Annotated in this window: 26 protein-coding genes and 1 rRNA gene (1 of these 27 running past the window's edge); 2 read left to right on the top strand and 25 right to left on the bottom strand. The window is 39.9% G+C overall.

Translation table 11 applies throughout. From position 1 onward, the window contains the following. Together ACZ5XR_RS28050 and ACZ5XR_RS28045 are read right to left on the bottom strand one after the other, a co-directional pair. Nucleotides 1–1,174: ribosomal RNA gene (locus ACZ5XR_RS28050) — 16S ribosomal RNA — on the bottom strand; it reaches 376 nt to the left of the window's first position. A 256-nt stretch (nt 1,175–1,430) separates the two neighbouring features. After that, the gene (locus ACZ5XR_RS28045) at nt 1,431–1,661 is read right to left on the bottom strand and encodes a hypothetical protein (protein ID WP_464499672.1); all 231 of its coding nucleotides are present in this window, start codon (nt 1,659–1,661) and stop codon (nt 1,431–1,433) included. A 136-nt stretch (nt 1,662–1,797) separates the two neighbouring features. Here ACZ5XR_RS28045 and pdaB point away from each other — a divergent pair, with 136 nt between their 5' ends. After that, a complete protein-coding gene (gene pdaB, locus ACZ5XR_RS28040; protein WP_464499671.1) occupies nt 1,798–2,550 on the top strand; it encodes a polysaccharide deacetylase family sporulation protein PdaB in 753 nt (250 codons plus the stop codon). 15 nt (nt 2,551–2,565) lie between these two features. On the opposite strand, the gene ACZ5XR_RS28035 is transcribed toward pdaB, so the two are convergent. Then, entirely contained in the window at nt 2,566–3,231 is a 666-nt protein-coding gene (locus ACZ5XR_RS28035; RefSeq protein WP_464499670.1) for a KinB-signaling pathway activation protein, read from the bottom strand. A gap of 148 nt (nt 3,232–3,379) precedes the next feature. Here ACZ5XR_RS28035 and gerD point away from each other — a divergent pair, with 148 nt between their 5' ends. Then, nucleotides 3,380–4,000, top strand: a complete 621-nt coding sequence (gene gerD / locus ACZ5XR_RS28030; RefSeq protein ID WP_464499669.1) for a spore germination lipoprotein GerD — start codon at nt 3,380–3,382, stop codon at nt 3,998–4,000. A 51-nt stretch (nt 4,001–4,051) separates the two neighbouring features. On the opposite strand, the gene ACZ5XR_RS28025 is transcribed toward gerD, so the two are convergent. The 22 genes from ACZ5XR_RS28025 to rplO all read right to left on the bottom strand — a co-directional run bounded on the left by ACZ5XR_RS28025 (nt 4,052) and on the right by rplO (nt 23,557). Continuing rightward, the gene (locus ACZ5XR_RS28025; protein ID WP_464499668.1) at nt 4,052–5,104 is read right to left on the bottom strand and encodes an Mrp/NBP35 family ATP-binding protein; all 1,053 of its coding nucleotides are present in this window, start codon (nt 5,102–5,104) and stop codon (nt 4,052–4,054) included. A gap of 154 nt (nt 5,105–5,258) precedes the next feature. Further along, the gene (gene cwlD / locus ACZ5XR_RS28020) at nt 5,259–5,981 is read right to left on the bottom strand and encodes an N-acetylmuramoyl-L-alanine amidase CwlD (RefSeq protein WP_464499667.1); all 723 of its coding nucleotides are present in this window, start codon (nt 5,979–5,981) and stop codon (nt 5,259–5,261) included. A 223-nt stretch (nt 5,982–6,204) separates the two neighbouring features. Continuing rightward, nucleotides 6,205–6,648 (bottom strand): YbaK family protein, encoded by a 444-nt coding sequence (locus tag ACZ5XR_RS28015; protein ID WP_464499666.1) that lies wholly within the window; start codon nt 6,646–6,648, stop codon nt 6,205–6,207. A 445-nt stretch (nt 6,649–7,093) separates the two neighbouring features. Beyond that, a complete protein-coding gene (locus ACZ5XR_RS28010; RefSeq protein WP_464499665.1) occupies nt 7,094–7,801 on the bottom strand; it encodes a hypothetical protein in 708 nt (235 codons plus the stop codon). 138 nt (nt 7,802–7,939) lie between these two features. Then, complete coding sequence (locus ACZ5XR_RS28005) at nt 7,940–9,085, bottom strand: mannitol-1-phosphate 5-dehydrogenase (RefSeq protein ID WP_464499664.1); 1,146 nt, start codon at nt 9,083–9,085, stop codon at nt 7,940–7,942. A gap of 5 nt (nt 9,086–9,090) precedes the next feature. After that, complete coding sequence (locus tag ACZ5XR_RS28000) at nt 9,091–11,181, bottom strand: BglG family transcription antiterminator (protein ID WP_464499663.1); 2,091 nt, start codon at nt 11,179–11,181, stop codon at nt 9,091–9,093. A 57-nt stretch (nt 11,182–11,238) separates the two neighbouring features. After that, entirely contained in the window at nt 11,239–13,170 is a 1,932-nt protein-coding gene (locus ACZ5XR_RS27995; RefSeq protein WP_464499662.1) for a PTS mannitol transporter subunit IICBA, read from the bottom strand. Between the two features lie 263 nt (nt 13,171–13,433). Then, complete coding sequence (rpsI, locus tag ACZ5XR_RS27990; RefSeq protein ID WP_307413378.1) at nt 13,434–13,826, bottom strand: 30S ribosomal protein S9; 393 nt, start codon at nt 13,824–13,826, stop codon at nt 13,434–13,436. A gap of 20 nt (nt 13,827–13,846) precedes the next feature. Next, nucleotides 13,847–14,284: a 50S ribosomal protein L13 gene (rplM, locus tag ACZ5XR_RS27985; RefSeq protein WP_464499661.1), complete on the bottom strand. Its 438-nt coding sequence runs from the start codon at nt 14,282–14,284 to the stop codon at nt 13,847–13,849. Between the two features lie 232 nt (nt 14,285–14,516). Then, complete coding sequence (gene truA / locus ACZ5XR_RS27980) at nt 14,517–15,257, bottom strand: tRNA pseudouridine(38-40) synthase TruA (RefSeq protein WP_464499660.1); 741 nt, start codon at nt 15,255–15,257, stop codon at nt 14,517–14,519. Nucleotides 15,258–15,269: 12 nt separating this feature from the next. Beyond that, nucleotides 15,270–16,067: an energy-coupling factor transporter transmembrane component T family protein gene (locus tag ACZ5XR_RS27975; RefSeq protein ID WP_464499659.1), complete on the bottom strand. Its 798-nt coding sequence runs from the start codon at nt 16,065–16,067 to the stop codon at nt 15,270–15,272. Continuing rightward, on the bottom strand, nt 16,064–16,933 hold the full coding sequence (locus ACZ5XR_RS27970; protein WP_464499658.1) for an energy-coupling factor ABC transporter ATP-binding protein: 870 nt from the start codon (nt 16,931–16,933) through the stop codon (nt 16,064–16,066). The genes ACZ5XR_RS27975 and ACZ5XR_RS27970 overlap by 4 nt, the downstream gene beginning before the upstream one ends. Next, nucleotides 16,909–17,748: an energy-coupling factor ABC transporter ATP-binding protein gene (locus ACZ5XR_RS27965; protein ID WP_464499657.1), complete on the bottom strand. Its 840-nt coding sequence runs from the start codon at nt 17,746–17,748 to the stop codon at nt 16,909–16,911. Before ACZ5XR_RS27965 ends, ACZ5XR_RS27970 begins: the two co-directional genes overlap by 25 nt. Nucleotides 17,749–18,099: 351 nt before the next feature. Next, on the bottom strand, nt 18,100–18,462 hold the full coding sequence (gene rplQ / locus ACZ5XR_RS27960) for a 50S ribosomal protein L17 (protein ID WP_464499656.1): 363 nt from the start codon (nt 18,460–18,462) through the stop codon (nt 18,100–18,102). Between the two features lie 63 nt (nt 18,463–18,525). After that, the gene (locus tag ACZ5XR_RS27955) at nt 18,526–19,470 is read right to left on the bottom strand and encodes a DNA-directed RNA polymerase subunit alpha (protein WP_464499655.1); all 945 of its coding nucleotides are present in this window, start codon (nt 19,468–19,470) and stop codon (nt 18,526–18,528) included. Nucleotides 19,471–19,640: 170 nt separating this feature from the next. Beyond that, nucleotides 19,641–20,030: a 30S ribosomal protein S11 gene (gene rpsK, locus ACZ5XR_RS27950; RefSeq protein ID WP_026574109.1), complete on the bottom strand. Its 390-nt coding sequence runs from the start codon at nt 20,028–20,030 to the stop codon at nt 19,641–19,643. 21 nt (nt 20,031–20,051) lie between these two features. Further along, nucleotides 20,052–20,417, bottom strand: coding sequence for a 30S ribosomal protein S13 (gene rpsM / locus ACZ5XR_RS27945; RefSeq protein WP_464499654.1), 366 nt, complete (start codon nt 20,415–20,417; stop codon nt 20,052–20,054). A 21-nt stretch (nt 20,418–20,438) separates the two neighbouring features. Then, a complete protein-coding gene (gene rpmJ, locus ACZ5XR_RS27940) occupies nt 20,439–20,552 on the bottom strand; it encodes a 50S ribosomal protein L36 (RefSeq protein WP_000868344.1) in 114 nt (37 codons plus the stop codon). Between the two features lie 37 nt (nt 20,553–20,589). Continuing rightward, on the bottom strand, nt 20,590–20,808 hold the full coding sequence (gene infA, locus ACZ5XR_RS27935) for a translation initiation factor IF-1 (RefSeq protein WP_007085268.1): 219 nt from the start codon (nt 20,806–20,808) through the stop codon (nt 20,590–20,592). 302 nt (nt 20,809–21,110) lie between these two features. Beyond that, nucleotides 21,111–21,761: an adenylate kinase gene (locus ACZ5XR_RS27930; RefSeq protein ID WP_464499653.1), complete on the bottom strand. Its 651-nt coding sequence runs from the start codon at nt 21,759–21,761 to the stop codon at nt 21,111–21,113. A 60-nt stretch (nt 21,762–21,821) separates the two neighbouring features. After that, nucleotides 21,822–23,117 (bottom strand): preprotein translocase subunit SecY, encoded by a 1,296-nt coding sequence (gene secY, locus ACZ5XR_RS27925; protein WP_464499652.1) that lies wholly within the window; start codon nt 23,115–23,117, stop codon nt 21,822–21,824. Continuing rightward, nucleotides 23,117–23,557, bottom strand: coding sequence for a 50S ribosomal protein L15 (rplO, locus tag ACZ5XR_RS27920; RefSeq protein WP_464499651.1), 441 nt, complete (start codon nt 23,555–23,557; stop codon nt 23,117–23,119). The genes secY and rplO overlap by 1 nt, the downstream gene beginning before the upstream one ends. Between the last annotated feature and the right edge of the window lie 31 nt (nt 23,558–23,588).

The following is a 23,588-nucleotide window of genomic DNA, read 5'->3' as shown; positions in this document are numbered from 1 at the left end:
CACCGGCAGTCACCTTAGAGTGCCCAACTGAATGCTGGCAACTAAGATCAAGGGTTGCGCTCGTTGCGGGACTTAACCCAACATCTCACGACACGAGCTGACGACAACCATGCACCACCTGTCACTCTGTCCCCCGAAGGGGAAAGCCCTATCTCTAGGGTTGTCAGAGGATGTCAAGACCTGGTAAGGTTCTTCGCGTTGCTTCGAATTAAACCACATGCTCCACCGCTTGTGCGGGCCCCCGTCAATTCCTTTGAGTTTCAGCCTTGCGGCCGTACTCCCCAGGCGGAGTGCTTAATGCGTTAGCTGCAGCACTAAAGGGCGGAAACCCTCTAACACTTAGCACTCATCGTTTACGGCGTGGACTACCAGGGTATCTAATCCTGTTTGCTCCCCACGCTTTCGCGCCTCAGCGTCAGTTACAGACCAGAAAGCCGCCTTCGCCACTGGTGTTCCTCCACATCTCTACGCATTTCACCGCTACACGTGGAATTCCGCTTTCCTCTTCTGCACTCAAGTCCCCCAGTTTCCAATGACCCTCCACGGTTGAGCCGTGGGCTTTCACATCAGACTTAAAGGACCGCCTGCGCGCGCTTTACGCCCAATAATTCCGGACAACGCTTGCCACCTACGTATTACCGCGGCTGCTGGCACGTAGTTAGCCGTGGCTTTCTGGTTAGGTACCGTCAAGGTACCGGCAGTGACTCCGGTACTTGTTCTTCCCTAACAACAGAGCTTTACGACCCGAAGGCCTTCATCGCTCACGCGGCGTTGCTCCGTCAGACTTTCGTCCATTGCGGAAGATTCCCTACTGCTGCCTCCCGTAGGAGTCTGGGCCGTGTCTCAGTCCCAGTGTGGCCGATCACCCTCTCAGGTCGGCTACGCATCGTCGCCTTGGTGAGCCGTTACCTCACCAACTAGCTAATGCGCCGCGGGCCCATCTGTAAGTGACAGCCGAAACCGTCTTTCAGCTTTTCCTCATGAGAGGAAAAGGATTATCCGGTATTAGCACCGGTTTCCCGGTGTTATCCCAGTCTTACAGGCAGGTTGCCCACGTGTTACTCACCCGTCCGCCGCTAATCAACGGGAGCAAGCTCCCATTGATTCGCTCGACTTGCATGTATTAGGCACGCCGCCAGCGTTCGTCCTGAGCCAGGATCAAACTCTCCAAGAAAGTTGATTAGCTCAAAAATGTTACGTTGGCTTCGTTTCAAAAAGAAACGAATATTATTGTTTGTTTACACGTCTTGTTTGTTTAGTTTTCAAAGATCAATTTTTCAGCGCCACTCAAAAGCGACTTTATTAATATATCACCTGCGCCACATAAAGTCAACAACTTTTTTGAAATTGTTTTTATGTCAGCAGCGACGTTTATTAATATAACAAGATAATAAATATTCGTCAATGCTTTTTTAAAAAAAAGTATGATTTCACCCTTTTTTTCTATCTTTTCTATCCTTACGCATATATTTTAGACATTCGGTTGGCGAAGCTACTCGTCTAAACAACGTGAACAAAACCTTGTATCTCTCTTTCATAGCACGCTTTACAATATGATCGATTCGCTCATCCGTTAAATCAAATAGAATTTCATCCATCTCTCTTTTAATTAGGTATTCCATTTCTTTTACTTCTTTTTCGTTTATTAGGAAACCAATCATTGCATTACCTCCGTTAACTTCTAGTTATAGTAGTCTTTTCCAATTTATTTAATTTTATAATAAAAATCTTTATTCATATTATTAAAAAAAGACGCATAGGTTGAGACAAGGATGGTAATGGACGAGGTGGGTAAATATGAATTTCTTTTTTGTGTTGAATGGAAAAGCATTAAAAAACATTTCGTTAATCTTAATTGCAGCTTTTTTTGCCGCATGGTTTCTCTATATGGAGAATCTTGCACAGATTCCTGTTTTTTCTGCAAAGGATGGTCCAAAGGCAATTTATCGAGGGGAAAAGGATCTTGCTCTTACGTTTGATATCGGCTGGGGTGACGAAAAAGCAGAACCCATTATAGATACCCTGAAGAAAGCAAACGTAAAGTCAGCTACATTCTTTTTGTCTGGATCTTGGGCCGAGCGGCATCCCGATATTGTAAATCGAATTGTTAAAGATGGCTATGAAATCGGAATGCTGGGCTATGCGTATGAGGATTATACACAATTGGAGGATTCAAAAATCAGCAGAGATATTTCTAAGGCACAAGAGGCTTTCAAAAAATTAAATGTTAAGGATATTAAACTTTTACGCGCTCCTACGGGACAGTTTGATAAAAGGACACTTAATATTGCCGATCGATATGGATATACCGTCGTCCACTGGAGTGTCGATTCAATGGATTGGACCAATCCGGGAATTGGGAAAATTGCTGCAAACGTAGAAAAGGCGGATAAAGGAGATATCGTTCTTTTACATGCCTCCGATTCTGCAAAACAAACAGCGAAAGCACTTCCATTAATTTTGGACGAAATCCGAAAAAAAGGACTAAAGCTTGTTTCTGTTTCTGAAATGATTGCTAATGGCAATGTACAGTCTAAAGAAATTAGATAAACAAAAAACCGTCCCTTAAACGGACGGTTTTTTATTAATTTTTCCTACTCCTGCGTTTTCTCTTCGTTTTTCTCTCTCGAGTTTCGATTGTGCATTTAATTTATGAAGGACCAATGTTTGATACGCATTACATGCCATCAGTCCAAACATCATGAGGTAGAACCAACTGTTATCATTGACTTTAATTGCCGGAACCCATTCCACTAAAGTAACAACTGTCATGACAAAAAGAGCCGGGATAAAGGCCTCCTTATTAGTCTGTTTCATTTTAAACCATGCTACCGTGAAAGCAACAACAAGCAAGATGACAGCAGGTATTAAAAAAGGCAAAATGGAGCTTCCATGTGAAGCAAATTTTTCAAAGCGCCAATCAATCAGATCAAACAGACCAAATAGAATGAGAACGACTTGAACGCCATTCCAAAGTGACACAGATTTAAAAATTCCTAAACCAAAGCGGTGAACAGTTAAATAGGCAAAAAAACCAAGCTGACTGACTAAACTAAAGAGAAATCCCATTGCAATTAACCATACAAGTGATGAAAGTATATCGACAATTTTAAATTCAGTAAAATAAGGCTGAAATTCATTCCAGCGAACAATAAAACCCACAATGGCTGTTGTGAGCCCGCCGATTCCTAATGTAGTCGAAAAAAGTCTTACCCAATTGCGGCTCGTCACACTATAAACCCCCGTATAAAAAATAATTCCTTCCATGATTGTACCAATCCGTATTAGAAAAATCTATATTTTGCGTTTCACAACGAATAATCTTTGTGCATTTTCTTCATTCTAAAATTAAGGATTCATATGTGAAAGGAGCTTAACCATGAAAGTTAGAAAAATGCTGCTCCTCCTACCTGTTATGTTACTCCTCGGCAGTTGTTCTTCGAATGAATCAAGCAGTGGAGGACAAATTGATTACGAACAAACCAAAAAAATGGTTGTCGATATTCTGAAAACAGATGAGGGTAAGAAGGCCATTCAGGACATCATGTCCGATGATCAAATGAAACAAAAACTGGTTATGGATCAAAAGGTAGTCTCTGACACAATCCAACAAACACTTACATCAGACAAAGCAACCGTGTTTTGGAAAAAGACATTCAGCGATCCCAAGTTTGCTCAAGGTGTGGCAAAGAACATGCGGGCTGAAAATGAAAAGCTGCTTAAAGATTTAATGAATGATCCCCAATATCGCGGAATGATGATCCAGGTTTTTAAAGAGCCGGAAATTCAAAAGGAGTTGGCAGATGCCCTTAAAAGCAAAGACTACCGTGAACATCTGCAAAAGGTAATAGCGGAAACTATTGAAAGCCCGCTGTTTAAAGTGAAAATGCAGGAATTGCTTGTAAAAGCAGCTGAGGATATGAAAAATAAAGCAAGTTCAAAGGCTTCCAGCGGAGGGCAAGGAAGTCAAGGAGATAGCGGTTCAAAATCAGGGTCTTAAAAACGATAAAAAGGCTGACCCCTTTGTTTTTGAGTCAGCCTTTTTCTTATGTTATTTAAGAAGGCTTGCTACCTTCTCAGCAATTTCGAGATATATTTTACCTATTTGATGGTCTTCTTGGTATACTGATGGCGCAAAGTCCTCTTCATTCCAATCAGGCTGATTAAGCGGCAGACGACCAAGCACTTCGGTATTTAATTCGTCGGCTAATTTCTCTCCGCCGCCGCGGCCGAATACATACTCTTTTTCACCCGTCAATTTACTTTCAAAATAGGCCATATTTTCAATTACTCCAAGGATTTCATGTTCCGTTTTAAGCGCCATCGCTCCTGCACGCGCTGCTACGAATGCTGCCGTTGGGTGCGGCGTCGTAACGATAATTTCTTTGCAGGCAGGAAGCATGGTGTGAACATCTAAAGCCACGTCACCGGTGCCTGGAGGCAGGTCTAACAGTAGATAATCTACATCGCCCCACTCCACTTCACTAAAGAAGCTGTTAAGCATTTTACCAAGCATAGGGCCGCGCCAGATAATCGGTGCATTATCTTCCACAAAGAAGCCCATTGAAATGACCTTAACGCCAAAGCGTTCAACTGGAATGATCTTCTCCCCGCGAACAACAGGTCTTTTCGTAATTCCCATCATATCCGGTACGCTGAATCCATAGATATCAGCATCAATTAAGCCGACTTTTTTGCCTAATCGAGCCAAGGCAACAGCCAGATTGACTGATACCGTTGATTTTCCTACGCCGCCTTTTCCGCTGGCAATCGCGATGAACGTTGTATTTTTAGAGGATAATAAGGTTTTCTCTTCGGTTTCATTTGAAGCGTGACGATGTGCAGCCAACACTTCCTCTGGCAGCTCACTAAAGCGAATGCCGACTGTGGCTGCTCCTATTTCCTTAAGTAAGTTAACAATTTGGGTTTGTAACTGTAATTGTTCCGCAGTGCCGGTTTTGGCAATCTGAACTTTTACACTGACATGATTTTTTTCTTCTTTTATTTTAATTTCCTCAATAGCATTCAATTCTGCCAAGGTTTTATGTAAGAATGGCTCTTGTAGACTACCGAGGACTTCACGTACTCTTACTTCTGTTAACATGTAAACAAACACCTCACCTTAAGAATTCGTTTCCAAAACCAAGTATATCATAACTTAGGAAAGAAACTGTTAATTGTATCACACATTATTCCTATCCAGACTAAGCAAACCCACTATTAAAGGAAGGTGATTTCGCTCACCTTCCTTAATCTGTTTATTTAAATTCCTTTTCATTCGTAAAATATCGATTGATTCCAGTATAAATAGATCCTGCCACTTTATTCTGATAAGAGTCCTTTTTAAGATTAGCTCTTTCCGCTGGATTTGAAAGAAAGCCAACCTCTACCAGCGCTCCAGGCTTTTTAGCGTATTTTAAAATATATATTTGATTAAAAGCTTTAGCTTTCCTTTTTGTATTCTCCAGATTTCGTCTAAGCTCATCTTGAATAAATTTTGCTGCTCTGGCATTTTCCTCTAAATGTGTGGAATAAAAGGTTTGGGCACCGCTATATTGCGAGGACGGAATAGCATTTAAATGGATGCTGACGAAAAAATCATCATCTGAACCATTAATCAATTTCAGCCTTCTTTTCAAATCTTGTACTTTTCTTCTGCTGTAGCCTTTTGTATCAGGGTCTGCTAAATCGTAATCACTGTCCCTTGTCATAATCACAAGAGCTCCCTGCTGCTGTAATAAATCCCTCAGTTTTAAAGATATCTTTAGAGCAATGTCCTTTTCTAGCACGGGGTCTTCACCTGCTCCGCCATCGACTCCGCCATGGCCGGGATCAATTAAGATGATTTTACCCGATAATGGAAGGCTCCACGATTTCCATGAGTTATTTTCTGTAAAGTCATGCTGTAAAATTAAAAATAGCAACAACAGCCCCACAGTAAACCCAATGATTTTTAATCTTCGCTTTAACAACCAAATCATTCCTTCCCGCTCGTCCATGTTCATATACACTATATGGGACAAGTGGGATTTTTAGAACAAAGAAAAGCGGAAGCGCACGTTTAGCGCACGACAGGACTGGAGCTCTCCAACTGAGATAAAGGAAACACGAAGAGCGTTAGCGATTCGATGTTGACTTATCGTAGGGCGGAGAGCGAAGTACTCTAGTCGCTGGGCGCTGGAGCTGGACAGTAATCGAAGATTATTAATGCAACCTAAGCTTGTGACGTCTTTCCCCTTTTTCATAGCCTTCTCTCCACCATACGAGGATATATTGTTCACAAAGGTAATAAAGCGATTCACTCATCGTACCCTCTTCTCCATTTCCCCAATAAAGCAAAAAGTTAAATAATGTATCAATTAAATGTTTTTCTTCCTTCACACAGCGCATTCTGACATCATCTATATTTTCACCATAATAGCCAAATTTGCTAAACTTTGCCCCTAATAAATAAGCCTCAAGGGCAACGTCATAGCAGGCTTCTTCTACTCCTGTATTCATCACAATACTGGAGGTAATTCTAGTCGAGCCAAAATAGTGCTGAACCCGTTCCTTTAACATTTTAATGGAGAGATCTTTCAGAACGGAGCGCTCGTATTTGATTTGTTTTTCACGCTTTTTCTCTTTAAAGGTTGTAATTACATTCACTGCACTTTCACCTCTTAGGTCTATTCTTTATCCCTAGGTGATAAAAATGCAAAAGCAAAGCTGATTTCCATTTCCAATTTTTCATAAAACGAATTTGTCGATACCTACTCAGAATTTGTAGATATTTCCCGGGAACTTGTTGAAATTTGAAAAATAATGAAAATAAGTAAGTTTTAAAGTGAGGAAACCATTATTCTTAGCTGATACATATCGTTCTGCCAGTTGGCCGTTTGGGGGAATTGTTTTTATCGTAGGTATATCGCCTGGCGATACGGCATTTTCATTGATGGATTTGTTATATCGCCTAGCGATATGACACTTCTTGGATGTCTTTTGTTATGTTATATCACCTGGCGATATGACGCTTCTTGGATGTCTTTGTTATATCGCCTGGCGATATGAATCAAAAAGATTGAGTCGCGAAAAAAAGACTGATATAGGCACATTATTTTCGAAATATGGAGAATAGCCAGTCCCATTTATCTTTTGGCTTATATATTGCTTCTTCTAAACGTTTATTAAAATTATTCTGTAAGTGCCATTCTTCTTTTTGTTCGTCCCGCATCTTTTGGATTTCCTTTTGCAAGGAATCGCTTATTTGCCTTTCTTGTTCCAGTAAATCTTCGTAATATTCCCTTTGTTGTTCATTTAATTTCTCAATTTTTGCATTAGTTTTTTGGGCTGAATTTGCAATATTGGAACTTATAACATGATGATCTTGCTGGAGCCGGGAAACAGTGGTTTTAAGCTGAGACATATCGTTTGTTAGCTGAACGTTCATTTCACGTGCGGCCGCGAGTTCATTCGCTAAAAACATTAAAACTTCTTTTATTTGATTAGGGTCTTGTGGTAATTGGCCATATGTATCGTGTATCGCCATTCCTGTTTCATTTGGCCCTTCCAATATTTCTTGTTGTTGATAGACAATCTCTTTGGCCGTATCGTCCAGAGGCTTATCCGTATCGCGTAACGCTATAAGCGCTTCGATATCGGATTGAACAAAGATACGCCGATCGCCATCTTTTAAAAACTCATATCCATTCCGTTCTAAGATCTGACCATACTTCCGGACAGTGGGTGTAGCAATTCCCACCTCTTCAGCCGCTTCTTTCGTAGTGAAAGCACGTTCATTCGGTTGTATATCACGTCGCATATCGGACCTCCTTTTCTTTTAAATATGAAGGTTTTCAAGAGTTTTTGCAACACATATCGGCATGCGATACAAAAAAACTTCATTCCTGCAATCAAAAAGACCCCCAACTGAATTAGTTGAGAGCCTTTGAACGCATCATTAACGTTTTAATGTATTAAAATGTTTTACAACTTCTTGAGTAAGGTCGTCGTTTTCATCCAGTTCGCAAACTCCTTGAAGTACCTGTAGAACACCTTTCTCTTTAATCATCTCTTGAAGTTTTACTGCCTCTTCATCTTCCTTATTATCAAAAAGTAAGGCTGAGGCTATCGCCTTTGCAAGATTCGAGAAAGATAGACCTGCTTTCTTAGCTTCGGTTGCCGGACGGACCAAACGATCATTCGGCCCAAGTTTACGAAGAGGTGAACGGCCTACCCTTGTTACAGCATCATTCAAAATTGGATTTTTAAAACGGGAGATAATTTTGTTAATGTATTGTTGATGTTCTTCTGCATCCAAGTCATATTGTTTTATTAAATATGCACCAGTCTCAACAAGTGTCGCTTGAACCTGGGCAAGAATCTCTTCATCTGCTAAAGCCTGATCAATCGTAAATGCTTTGTTCTTAAGATAACCAAGGTAGGCAATCACTGCGTGTCCTGTATTAACTGTGAATAGCTTTCTTTCGATAAATGGGCCCAAGTCTAAAACAATTTTCATTCCGTTAATTGGCGGAATGGTTTCATCCGTTTCTACAACCCATTCATAATAAGGCTCAACCAGAACATCAAGTGAACCCTGATTGTTTTGAATTGGAACAATCCGGTCTACGGCAGAATTAAAGAAATATACTTGATCAAGTAAAGCAGCTTTTGTTTGTTCATCCAAATTTTCTGTTATGTAATTCTGTAAAAGGTCAGTTGCTGAAATTTGATTTTCACAGGCAATAACATATAATTTTTCGTCATTCGACTTCACTCTTTCTGTTAGACCCTTTGCAATTAACGGAGCAATGCGCGGAAGAATGGTTGGTCCAATCGCAGTTGTTAAAAAGGTTGCCTTCTTTATAGCTTCTATGACTTCATTTTCCTGTGTCATATTATTTAGCCCTGATACATTGGAAATAGTTAAATCTTCTTGTTGTTCTGTAGCCAATTTCACTTGATACTGCCTTTTCTCATTTAATTGATTTATAACTTGATCAGCAATATCAACAAAAGTCACATGATAACCGGATTGTGAAAAAAGAGCTCCAATAAAACCTCTGCCAATATTTCCTGCGCCAAAATGTACTACTTGTTTCATTTTTATCATTCCTTTATCACATTGTTGTATAGATATTCTAAAAAAATCTTCTCTAATCTATTTCGAATTAGATCTTCGTTCGATGATGAGAAAATCATAATTGCTTCATTATTCTCAATTAAACTCGTGCTTATCAAGCTTATTATTTCCTGCCTTCTAAAGCTCAATTCCTCAGGTGCTATCATTAACAGCAGATGCCTCATAGGCATCTCCTTCCCATCCATACCTTTTATTTCAATGGGTTCTTCTATTGAAGTGATTTGAAATATTAGCTCTTCGACGTTCTTATGTCTGCAATGGAAAAAGCCCATTTCCGTATTAGGTATTCCAAGACCGCCTAATCTTTCTCGATCCTTAAGTTCTTTCATAACAGCTTCTGGATCAATTAAAAGTTTTTCCTCCTCCGCTTCCTTTACCATCATTTTAATAATCTGTTCATGGCTTTTTAAATTAGAAAGCGGGTAGACTCGAAAGTGATGTAGAACAGATTTAATAGTTTGCCCAACATCATTTAAGTCCTGCAAAATCTCGATAATCCCTCCTTTTTCTATACCGGCTGGAGGGGATTCCTTTTGTTTTGTTTTTAGGTAATGTTTATTTGCAGTTACGTTCTCAATATTATTTCTTAAAAAGGTTCTTATTGTCTTAACATTTTCATCGGTTAATAGAGGAGAAACCAATATATAATCTTTGTTTATAAAAGGCAGACGAACCGTGGAAATGATAATATCAAAATTTTTAAAGCTCTCCTGCTGCTGTATTTCTTTAATAGAGCTGATTTCCACCAAATCAATCTCATTTATTTCCTTTTTTATTCGGCTGGCAAGCATTTTCGAGGTACCTATACCAGTAGGGCAGACCACAAGGGCCTTTATCGATATATCTTCTTCCCTCATAACGAGCGCTGAACCAAAATGGAGGACAATAAAGGCAACCTCATCATCAGGAATGAAGTCAATCTCTTTTAATTCCTTTTCTACACTGTTCTTTACTGCCATAAACAGAAGCGGGTACTTCCTTTTTATTTCCTCTGCTAAAGGATTATATAGGCCTACTTTTTGTTTAAGGCGAAATAGAGAGGGTTCCATATGTGCAAGAAGCCCTTGAAACAAAGAGAAATCATTTGTGAAATCAACATGTAGCTGTGAAGAAACACCACGGATTATATTCTTCACCATCTGGTTGAGTACAACACGATCATAAGGAACCGCATCCACTGCTTGAAGTTTAGACCCTTTAAATATGACAGCTAAATAGATAAGATCCTCTTTTGTGAAAGACACTGCATACATTCTTTCTAATTCCTGACATATTTTAATGATAAGATTATATTCATTTGTCAGTTCGTTTGAGTAAACGACCTCATCTTCTAAAAGAAAATCATCTTCCGTCCTTTGCATTGAAATGCAAATTTGTACAATTAACCCTATGTAATCACTATCTGCCAGGCGTGGTTTAATTTGATGAAATGTACTATTTACCACCCTGTTTATTACATCAAGATAACCCGCTTGAAAATAATACAAAATAATTTTTTCAGGGACTTTTCCTTTTTCTAATAAAAAAAGACTTTCAATTAGTTCGTCATTGAAATACTGTAAAAAAAAGCTTGCAAGAGCTTGACGTTTATTGGATTCCAATCCAAAAACGTCAACCCCTACCCCTTTTTTTCTGGAAATGTCAATATGGTAATCTTTTATCCAATCGGTCAATTCATCTAAAAATGCTGTTAATGTTGAAATACTGATACCAAGATAGGAAGCTAATCCCTGAATTTTGTAGGATTCTTCTTCGAGCAATGCTAAAAGGAGCAACAATTTTCTTTCCTTAGGCGTTTGGTCAACAGTGTGAGCAGCCGTTAAGTGCTGAATTAGCTTAAATAATTGTTCATTCCTTCCCTCAATAACAAGTCCTTTATTGGTATTACGTGATAGTTGAAGCTCAAAAGATTCAAGAACCTTTTCAATCGTTTTCAGATCACGATGAACCGTTCGAACACTTACATTTAAATAGGAAGCAATAGAAGAAGCAGTATGTTTTCCAGTTGTTTTAACAATTAACTCAATGATTGCTTTTTCCCTTGAGGTAATGTGCATGCTACCCACTCATTTCTGGAAAGAAATAATGAATAAAAAAGCGCAAATTGCGCTTTTTTATTCATTAGAATGAACTAATTCTTCTTTATCATTTAAGATATTCATTATTTCTTGTGCTGTTTTCGCTTTTACCATTTTTTCAATATTGGCTATATCTGAACATGTAACGGCAATTCCAGACAGAATCTCAAGATGTGTGCCATCTTTTCCGGCAATTGCGAAAATCATCCGTGCCATGTTGCCATCACCAAAATCTACTCCTTTTGGTACTTGTAAAACAGTGAATCCCGATTTAAGAACCTCTTTTTTGGCATCTTCCGTTCCATGCGGGATGGCAACATCATTCCCCATAAAGGTTGAGGTTAATTTGTCGCGCTCAATCATTGCTTCAATATAGCCTTCGTTTACATATCCTCCATTCACCAAGGCTCTTCCAGCAAAACGAATTGCTTCTTCCTTAGTGGCGAAGTCTTGGTTTAAGAAAATATTTTTCTCAAGCAGCAAGTCATCATTATGATCATTATAATCGTCCGATTTAGCGAGGTTATCTTCAGCATCGTCTACATTTTCCTGAAGTCCATTTTCACCTTGATGCTTAAGGCGGTCAATTAATTTGTCGTATTCAGGGCTGGCTAAGAAGTTATCCACCGATACATGATACGCATTTGGGACTTTATCCTTTGCCCGAGGAGTTAAACTTTCCTGGGTCACAATAATCTGGGCATCTAACGGAAGATTACTGATCGCCGTGTTTGTAACGGTAACAGGCAGTCCGGCCTCCTTAACCTTTTTGCGAAGAAGGGAAGCTCCCATCGCACTTGAACCCATACCTGCATCGCAAGCAAAGACAATTTTCTTTACATTCTCTGGGAAAACTCCCGGATTGGCTGCAAGAGCACTTGCTACTGAGCTTTTCTTACCTTTCATTTGTTGCATTTTTTCCGCTGCTTCTTCAATATTTTCATCTGTTTGTTTACTTGTTTTAAGAATGACAGAAGAAACGAGGAATGACACGGCCGCAGCTACAAAAACACCAGCCAGCACACCAAGGTAACCACCTTTAGGTGTCATTGCCAAAACAGCAAAGATACTTCCTGGTGAAGCAGGGGCTACAAGACCAGCATGAAATACTGAAAGTGTAAAGACACCAGAAACTCCACCTGCCATAACAGCAAGAATGAGTAAAGGACGCATTAATATATACGGAAAGTAAATTTCATGAATCCCACCAAGGAAATGAATAATAACTGCACCAGGAGCAGATTGTTTAGCATTCCCTTTCGCAAAAAACATATATGCAAGAAGGACGCCTAAACCAGGTCCCGGGTTTGCTTCAAGCAAGAACAAAATTGATTTCCCGGCTGCTTTTGCTTGTTCAATTCCTAATGGAACCAAAATTCCATTACCGATAGCGTTATTTAAGAATAGGATTTTTGCTGGTTCAATAAATATATTTGCTAATGGAATTAGATGGTGTTTAATTAAAAAGTCAACACCAGAGGCTAACAGATGACTTAAAAATTCAACTGCAGGACCTATTCCAAAATAAGCAAGGATCGCTAAGATAGCGCCTACAATTCCTGCCGCAAAATTATTGATAAGCATTTCAAAGCCTTGACGGATTCTATTATGGAATAACCTATCTACTTGTTTTATACAGTAACCGCCCAGAGGTCCCATAATCATAGCACCTAAAAACATCGGGACATTGGTACCTACGATGACACCAATCGTTCCGGCAGCACCTACAACGGCCCCTCGATCCCCATAAATGATTTTCCCTCCAGTGTATCCAATTAGGAGCGGTAATAAATAAGTAATCATTGGACCTACGAGTGTAGCTAGATGCTTATTCGGCAACCATCCCGTAGGTATAAATAATGCAGTAATAAGGCCCCAAGCGATAAACGCTCCGATATTCGGCATAATCATGGAACTTAATGAGTTCCCGAATTTTTGCACAGCTAGCTTTATATTTGATTGAGCCATTTGCTTCTCTCCTTTATCCTTTAAGTTACATCTTATTTTTAATCTTAAAACAGGTAACTTTGGCATTCAATAAAGAGTAAAACTGACATTGTCGCACATTAATAGACAAAGTTAGTTTTTCTCCCGACAGTGGCGAATATTCTACTATTTGAATAGGGATTTTTCCCTTCACTATCTTTTCCCGCATTTTTGCGCTTAAACAATCGGTTAATATAAAAAAGACCCCCAAGCAAAATGCTTGGGAGTCTTTGAAACATTGATAATTAACGTTTTGAGAACTGAGGCGCACGACGAGCACCTTTAAGACCGTATTTTTTACGCTCTTTCATACGTGCATCACGAGTTAATAAACCTGCGCGTTTTAAAGTTGGACGATATTCTGGATCAGCTTGAAGTAATGCGCGGGCAATACCGTGGCGGATTGCGCCAGCTTGACCAGTGTAACCTCCGCCGCTTACGTTTACAAGAACGTCATAGCTGCCAACAGTTTCAGTAGCTACTAACGGTTGATTAACAACAACACGTAAAGCTTCGAATGGGATATAATCTACGATGTCACGACCATTAACTACGATTTTACCAGTGCCTGGAACTAAGCGCACACGTGCGACAGAGCTCTTACGACGGCCAGTACCAATATATTGAACTTGTGCCAAGTTAATTCCCTCCCTTTAAATTATCCACGAAGTTCGTAAACTTCTGGTTGTTGTGCTTGGTGCTTATGTTCGCTACCAGCATATACATGTAATTTTTTAAACATTTGACGACCAAGAGAATTCTTTGGAAGCATACCTTTAACAGCAAGCTCAATCATTCTCTCAGCATAGTTTGTACGCATCTCAAGAGCAGTTCTTTGCTTTAAACCACCTGGGTGTAAGCTGTGACGGTAATAAATCTTGTCAGTAAGTTTTTTACCTGTAAGTTCTACTTTAGAAGCATTAAGAATGATCACATGATCACCAGTGTCAACATGTGGTGTAAAAGTTGGTTTGTTTTTACCACGTAAGATTGATGCAACTTCAGAAGCAAGGCGACCTAAAGTTTTACCTTCAGCATCAATCACGTACCATTTACGTTCGATATTATTAGCGTTAGCCATAAATGTTGTACGCATGAATTTCCCTCCTAATTATATCCTTTAAAGATTATTATTTCGCACAATATTTGCCATTCTGTTCCGGGAATGACACATGTGCGTTCAAGTTTCGAATTCACATATTTTCAATCACGATGAAGACTTTCCGGGGCTTTATCGTGGGATTAAAAACACACACATGTAATATAATATACTCTCACAGTCCACATGTCAAGTGTATGTTACACCTGGATAGGTTGTTTTACAAAATTTATACATACATTACTTTCCAAAGGTACAACCCGTGGGCTGGAGCAGTTTTTCCTGCAAAACGGCGATCTTTTTTTTCTAATATCTCAAGTATATCTGTTGGTTTTCGCTCTTCTGAACCAACTTCTAATAAGGTTCCTACTAAAATTCGAACCATATTATACAAAAATCCATTTCCAATAAACCTGAAAGTTAAAAACTCGCTGTCCACAACTAGTTCAATTGTTTCTATGGTACGGATTTTATCTTCCACCTCTGTTTTCGCTGAACAAAAACTCGAAAAATCATGTGTTCCAAGTAAAAGCCGCGAAGCCTCCTGCATGGAATCTATATTGAGCCTATAGGGATACCGATAGGAAAAATGCCGCTGAAAAGGATCCCGTTTTGAAGATAAATAAAGAAAATAGCGATATTCTTTCCCTATTGCATCAAAGCGGGCATGGAATTGTTCATTTGCTTTTTCAACCGATAACACAGAAATATCGTCAGGCAGCAAGGAATTGAGTGCAATTTCCCATTTTTCCTCAAGGATCATCAGCGGGGAATCAAAATGAATCACCTGACCCTTCGCATGGACGCCTGCATCCGTTCGCCCAGAGCCAGAAACCCTGACCTGCTGTCCTTTATGGATTTTGGTTAATACCATTTCCAATTCCCGTTGCACGGTCCGCTTATTCGGCTGAACCTGATATCCGGAGAATCCCGTTCCATCATATGAAATAATGCATTTATACCGCTGCATAACTTCGCTCCATTATGATCGTAGTAAAAATAAGAAAATGGCTAAAACAACAATTACTATTAATTGCATAGAATCTCTTAAATTCCAGCTTAATTGCCGATACTTCGTCCTGCCTTCTCCACCGCGATAACCTCTTGCTTCCATCGCAATGGCAAGCTCCTCTGCCCGTTTGAAGGAACTTACGAATAGCGGGATCAATAAAGGGATTACCGCCTTCATTCGCTCTCGTATAGGTCCGCTTGAGAATTCAACCCCTCTGGCCATTTGCGCCTTCATTATTTTATCCGTCTCTTCCATTAGCGTTGGAATAAAACGTAAGGAAATGGACATCATTAAGGCCATTTCGTGGACAGGAAACTTGATCTTTTTTAATGGATTCAACATTGTTTCAAGCCCATCTGTCATTTCAATAGGCGTTGTCGTCAACGTTAATAAGGATGTCATTAAAATTAAGAAAAAGAATCGCATGGAAATGAAGATCCCCTGCCTTAATCCTTCATCATATATTTTGACAGGTCCTAGTTCGTAGACGATATGCCCTTCCTTCGTAAAGAATATTTGAAGGAGAAGGGTAAACAAAACTAGCCAAATGACCGGCTTCAAACCACCATATAAAAATCGAAATGGAATCCTTGATAAGCTTAGCATTAGAATCGCATATAAACCAATAAGGCCATAAGTTATCCAGTTGTTTGCAACAAATATGATACAGACAAATAAAAAGATAATAACCAGCTTTGAACGGGGGTCCATTCGATGAACAGGGGAGTCAACTGGTACGAATCGGCCGAAAATCATTTTTTCCATCATCGGCGCTCACCTCTGTTCAAATACTCGGCAACTGCACTTGATAACTGATCGATGGACAAATATATTTTGCCCAATTGTACTCCGATTTTTTCTTCCAGCTTCAGCTGAAAACGTACCACTTCCGGAACATCAAGCCCCATTTGAATCAATTTTGCAGGATGGGAAAAAATCCGTTCAGGGGTTCCCTGGTTAACCACTTTACCTTGCTGCATGATGACAATTTGATCAGCATATCTGGCCGCATCTTCCATGCTATGCGTAACCAGAATGGTGGAAAGATTTCTTTCTTTATGGAGAGCATAGAACATATCCATGATTTCTTTTCGCCCTCTTGGGTCTAAACCGGCCGTTGGCTCGTCCAAGACGATAATATCAGGCTCCATGGCCAGTACACCGGCAATCGCAACCCGACGCATTTGCCCGCCAGATAAATCAAAGGGTGATTTTTCTAATATCTCTTCCGGTAATCCAACATGCTTTAGTGCTATTCGGGCTTTTGTTTTTGCATCCATTTCAGAGACACCAAAATTCATGGGTCCGAAAATAATATCCTTTTCAACGGTTTCTTCAAATAATTGGTGTTCGGGAAACTGAAAGACAATGCCAACCTTTTGACGGATCGCCCGAAGATTTTTATTCTTTTGCTTTGCCTTAATCTCATGGCTTCCGATCACAACGCTGCCCTTTGTAGGCCTCAATAGGGCATTTAAATGCTGAAGAACCGTTGATTTTCCGGAACCTGTATGACCGATTATCGCCATATACGTACCGGATGGAATATCGATGGAGACATCCTGAATCGCAATTCGTTCAAAAGGTGTTCTTATCTGATAACGGTACTCTACGTTTTGGAGCGAGATATCCATAGCTCTTTCACCAACTCTTCTTCCGATAAATAGTGCTTTGAAAAATCAATTCCCTGTTCACGAAACGCCTTGCTCATCTTTACTGAAAAAGGAATATCAAGACCTAAGGAAATTAATTGCTCATCCATTGAAAAAATATCTTCAGGCGTACCTTCCCGATACACTTCACCTTTGTTCATGACTATAATGCGGTCAGCCTTGGCTGCCTCCTCTAAATCATGTGTAATTGAAATAACCGTTAAAGATTTCTCCTCTTTTAACGCTCTAACCGTTTCTAACACTTCTTCCCTTCCCCGCGGGTCAAGCATAGAAGTGGCTTCATCTAAAATGATAATAGACGGTCTTAAGGCGAGTACACCTGCAATCGCAACCCGCTGTTTTTGTCCACCAGAAAGATGGTGGGGCTCTTGATTAAGAAATGGATCCATTTTGACCTTTTGCAAAGAATCTTTTACCCTAAGGATCATTTCATCCCTTGGAATTCCATGATTTTCTAACCCAAAAGCCACATCATCCTGAACGGTTGTACCTACAAACTGATTGTCCGGATTTTGAAAAACCATCCCAAGCTTACTGCGGATCTCCCAAACTGATGTTTCATTCAAATCAATACCGCAAACTGTTACCTTTCCCTGTTTTGGGAACTGTAAGCCGTTTAAAAGCTTCGCCATTGTAGACTTGCCTGAACCATTGTGGCCGACAATTGCCAGCCATTCTCCTTCATAAACTTCAAAGGAAACATGGTTAAGGGCGTTTCTTTCTTGCGTCTCATATTGAAAGGTTACATTATCAAGGGTAACAACAGGCTTTTTCAACGATACATCTTCCCCTCGCCTCAGGCTAAACTCTCCTCAAAATTTACCACAAAGAAAAAAAGCCTGCACCTCCCCCTTGCAGAAACGATCATCACTCTGCTAATAATTCGGGATTTCTAAAAATAGAAATGGGAGGAGGTGCTTGAGCTAGACGAGACGTGAAAAAGAAAACAGTTTCTTTCCATGTAGAAGGGAAACACCCTTCCGATTTGCTCCTTTAGGAAGGAGTCACGCTCATCATAACACTCGTTTGGCTTGTGTCGCAATTCGATATAATTTTAAAATACAGCAAAAGGGCATAGAACAAGTTTGTGTGTAAACTGTCCAGCGCCCTTGTTGTCTGTTAGTGTATTAAACTAACTCGATAATTACCATTGGTGCACCGTCACCGCGGCGTGGTCCAAGTTTCATGATACGAGTATATCCACCTTGACGCTCTTGATAACGTGGAGCGATGTCAGTGAAAAGTTTTTGTAATGCACTTTGATTATTTTCAGCATCAGCAACTTCATTACGAACATATGAAGCAGCTTGACGACGAGCATGTAAATCACCGCGTTTACCTAAAGTGATCATTTTTTCAACAGTCACACGAATTTCTTTCGCGCGAGTTTCTGTTGTTTCAATGCGCTCGTTGATAATTAAATCTGTTGTTAAATCACGTAGCATAGCTTTACGCTGTGCACTTGTGCGTCCTAACTTTCTGTATGCCATGAAGGGTTCCCTCCTTTGTTGAAGTCATAAACGGAATAGTATGCTGCTCGAGGAACTAAATGTTTAGTCGTCTCTGCGCAAACCTAATCCAAGCTCTTCTAGTTTCGCTTTCACTTCTTCCAGCGATTTGCGACCTAAGTTCCGTACTTTCATCATATCTTCTTCAGTTTTATTAGCTAATTCCTGAACAGTATTAATGCCAGCACGCTTTAAGCAGTTATAAGAACGAACGGATAGATCCAGTTCTTCGATAGTCATCTCAAGAACTTTTTCTTTCTGATCTTCTTCTTTCTCTATCATAATTTCAGCATTTTGAGCTTCGTCAGTTAATCCAACAAAAATATTCAAATGCTCGGTCAAAATTTTCGAACCAAGTGCGATCGCTTCTTTTGGCCCAGTGCTTCCATCTGTCCAAACATCAAGCGTTAGCTTATCATAATTTGTCATTTGACCTACACGCGTATTTTCTACCTGATAAGATACTCGAGAGACTGGTGTATAGATAGAATCAATCGGAATGACACCAATCGGTTGATCCTCACGCTTGTTTTGGTCTGCAGGTGTATAACCGCGTCCGCGTTTAGCTGTTAAACGCATACGAAGATGTCCATTTGTAGCCAATGTCGCTATATGAAGATCTGGATTTAAAATCTCGACGTCACTGTCATGAGTAATATTACTTGCTTTGACAGGTCCTTCACCTTGAACATCAATTTCAAGAGTTTTCTCTTCATCAGAGTAAATTTTAATAGCTAATTTTTTAATGTTTAAAATGATGGATGTTACATCCTCTACGACGCCTTCAATTGTTGAGAACTCATGAAGTACCCCATCGACCTGAATCGATGTAACAGCGGCACCTGGGAGTGAAGATAATAGGATACGACGTAAGGAGTTACCCAAAGTGGTACCATATCCACGCTCAAGTGGTTCTACGACGAACTTTCCGTACTTGGCATCATCGTTGATCTCAACCGTTTCGATTTTTGGTTTTTCTATTTCGATCATCAAATAACCCTCCTTCAAAACGTCGAACCTCGATTAATTAACTAATCGAAATTCCCCCATGTATACGTTCCCGTTTTGTGCACAACAACTGGAATAAATATTCTGTATGAACGGAAAAATTAGTATCATATCCCATTATAGACGCATGATACAAAATCTATACAGAAAAATTAAACACGACGACGTTTTGGCGGACGGCATCCATTATGAGGAACAGGTGTAACGTCTTTAATTGCTGTAACTTCAAGACCAGCAGCTTGAAGAGCACGGATTGCAGCTTCACGCCCTGCGCCAGGTCCTTTAACTGTTACTTCCAACGTTTTCATACCATGTTCAATGGATGTTTTAGCTGCAGTCTCAGCTGCCATTTGCGCTGCGAATGGAGTAGATTTACGAGAACCTTTAAATCCAAGCGCACCTGCACTTGACCAAGAAATTGCATTACCATGAACATCAGTGATAGTTACAATTGTGTTGTTAAATGTTGAACGGATATGTGCGATACCAGATTCAATATTCTTTTTAACACGACGTTTACGTGTATTCGTTTTACGTGCCATTTAAATAACCTCCTTTGCCGATTACTTCTTCTTGTTCGCAACAGTCTTACGAGGACCTTTGCGTGTACGAGCGTTGTTTTTCGTATTTTGTCCACGAACCGGTAAACCACGACGATGACGCAATCCACGGTAGCAGCCGATTTCCATTAAACGCTTAATGTTAAGAGAAATTTCACGGCGAAGATCACCTTCAACTTTTAACTTGTCGATGATGTCACGGATTTTGTTTAATTCGTCTTCTGTTAAATCACGCACACGAGTATCTTCAGAAACAGCTGCTTCTGCCAAGATTTTTTGTGCTGTATTTTTACCAATACCATAGATGTAAGTTAACGAGATAACTACACGCTTTTCACGTGGAATATCTACACCAGCAATACGTGCCATAATGAGCGCACCTCCTTCAAATTAACCTTGTTTTTGTTTATGTTTAGGGTTTTCACAGATAACCATAACTTTTCCGCGTCTACGGATAACTTTGCACTTTTCGCAGATCGGTTTGACAGATGGTCTTACTTTCATTATCCTAACCTCCTTAGTGGTACGGAGTGCATGCAGATTATTTAAAGCGGTAAGTAATTCTTCCGCGTGTTAAGTCATATGGAGAAAGCTCAACAGTGACTTTGTCACCCGGAAGGATTCGAATGAAGTGCATTCGGATTTTGCCGGAAACATGAGCAAGCACGGTATGACCATTTTCTAATTCTACCTTAAACATTGCGTTTGGCAAAGTTTCAATTACTTTACCCTCAATTTCAATTACATCATCTTTGGCCATCGGTCTCGTCTCCCTTCTCTTAATCAGATTGTTCAATAAAAAACTTTCAAGTGCAAAACGAAGCTCAACCATACGATTATAGCACAGGATGAACATCACGTCAGCTAGTAACTATTAGAAATTGTTAGATCCATACCAGGCTGTAGACGCAGTCCGTGTTGTAAAAAGCTGTGTCTTCATGTAAGTCTTACCAAACACCGTGTCCTGCATACTCACGTACAATTAAAAGCCGTTTGCATCCTCATAAGTTTGTTTCTTTTGGAGATGTTCGAGAGACGTTCGCCTGGTTTTCCTAAGGATCATTACATGATATCCCTAAGTAAATCTTCAATATCAGCAAATACTTTATGAATATCCTGCTGACCATTGATTGTTCGCAAATAACCCTTTGATTCATAAAAATCCAATAATGGCTTGGATTGTTTAATGTTAACATCTAAGCGATTTTGCACAGTCTCTGCATTATCATCTGCTCTTTGATAAAGCTCACCGCCGCAGCGGTCGCAAACACCCTCTTTTGCAGGAGGATTAAAAACAAGATGATAAGTAGCGCCACACTCTTTGCAAATTCGACGCCCTGTTAAGCGTTCCATTAAGATACTCTTATCAACGTCAATATTAATGACAAAATTGATTTTTCGATCTAACTCTGAAAGAAGAGTTTCTAATGCTTCAGCTTGTGGTACGGTTCTAGGAAAACCATCAAGTAAAAAGCCCTTTTGACAGTCCTCTTTACTTAACCGTTCACGAACAATCCCGATGGTTACTTCATCTGGAACAAGTTCGCCTTTATCCATAAAGGATTTAGCTTGTAATCCTAGTTCTGTTCCTTCTTTCATCGCTGCACGGAACATATCTCCAGTAGAGATATGAGGGATGCCGTATTGCTCGACAATTTTTTCGGCCTGCGTACCTTTACCAGCACCCGGAAGCCCCATTAAAACTAAATTCACACGTATTCCCCCTCGTGCTTTAAATGGGTTTTTAGGGGCATTTAGTTCCCCTAAAACCATTTATTTAATAAAACCTTTATAATGGCGTTTTACCAATTGTGCTTCAAGCTGCTTCATTGTATCAAGGGCAACACCCACGACGATGAGCAAGCTTGTTCCACCGATTTGAGCTGTTTGCGGCAAATTCGCAATATTTATGAAAAGCACCGGCAAAACAGACACAACAGCTAAGAAAATCGAACCAACAAATGTTAAGCGATACAATACACGCGTTAAATATTCTTGAGTGCTTTTACCCGGACGTATACCAGGAATATAGCCGCTTTGCTTCTGCAAGTTTTCTGCCGCTTGTTCAGGGTTTACTTGAATAAAAGCATAAAAATACGTAAAGGCGATAATCAATGCTGCGTAGAGAATCATTCCAATTGGATGGGTATAATCAAATACATTTTGTATCCAAGTCGTTACATTATTTGTTGGAAAAAATGATGCAACCGTTCTTGGAGTAACTATAAAGGAAATCGCAAAGATGACCGGGATAACCCCAGCAGCGTTAACCTTTAAAGGCATATGAGTTGATTGTCCCCCAACCGGATTACGCCCTGCAACCACACGTTTAGCATATTGAATTGGAATTTTTCGATTAGCCTGCTGGATAAATACAACTCCAACGACAACAGCGATAACTGCAATAGCAATCAGCAACAGGGTAACAATTCTTATAAATAATTGTCCGCCAACATTGGTAAATTGCTGAACAAAAATTTGATTGACTGTAGTAGGAATAGCGGAAACAATTCCGGCAAAGATGATAATCGAAATTCCATTACCAACTCCAAATTCGGTGATTTGCTCCCCTAACCACATCAAGAAACAAGTTCCTGCTGTTAATGTAATTGCAATTAAAAGATACGTACCGATTCCCGGATTTTCAATCAATTGGCCGCCAGTTAAATTATTAAAGCCATAAGCCATTCCCAGCGCTTGAATGAAACCAAGGACAACAGTAAAGTATCGGGTGAATTGAGCTGTCTTGCGACGTCCAGCCTCCCCTTGTTTAGACCATTCCGTAAATTTCGGAACAACGTCCATTTGCAAAAGCTGAATGATAATAGATGCTGTGATATACGGCATGATTCCCATAGCAAAGATGGAGAATTTTTTTAACGCTCCACCGCCAAAGGTATTTAAAACCCCGAAAACACTTAGTTTATCTTGAGCACCTAATACATCTGCATTTACATTTGGAACAGGAATAAAGGTACCTAAACGGAAGATGGCTAACATTAAAAGGGTGAATACGATCTTCCGTCTTATATCACCCACGCGCATAAAATTGGAGATTGTCTGGAACATTAAATCACCTCAGTAGTTCCACCAGCAGCTTCGATAGCTTCCTTAGCAGCAGAGGAGAATTTATGAGCTTTAACAGTCAATTTTTTCTCAATCGTTCCATTTGCAAGTACTTTAATTCCTGCTTTTTCGTTTTTAACAACACCTGTTTCGATAAGAAGTTCTGGAGTAACTTCTGTACCTTCTTCAAAGCGGTTAAGAACGGTTAAGTTTACAACAGCATATTCTTTACGGCTGATGTTTGTAAATCCACGTTTTGGTAAACGACGGAATAGAGGGGTTTGACCACCTTCAAAACCAAGTCGTACACCGCCGCCGGAACGGGCGTTTTGACCTTTATGACCTTTACCAGCAGTCTTTCCTTGGCCAGAACCGATCCCACGTCCTAAACGTTTACGTTCTTTACGAGAACCTTCCGCAGGTTTTAATTCATGAAGTTTCATATTGGCACCTCCTTATGAAAGAAAACAATTA

The organism is Neobacillus sp. Fa239, from assembly GCF_055395235.1.
The sequence above is the reverse complement of the archived record's forward strand: the minus strand, read 5'-3'. Positions and strand labels throughout refer to the sequence as shown.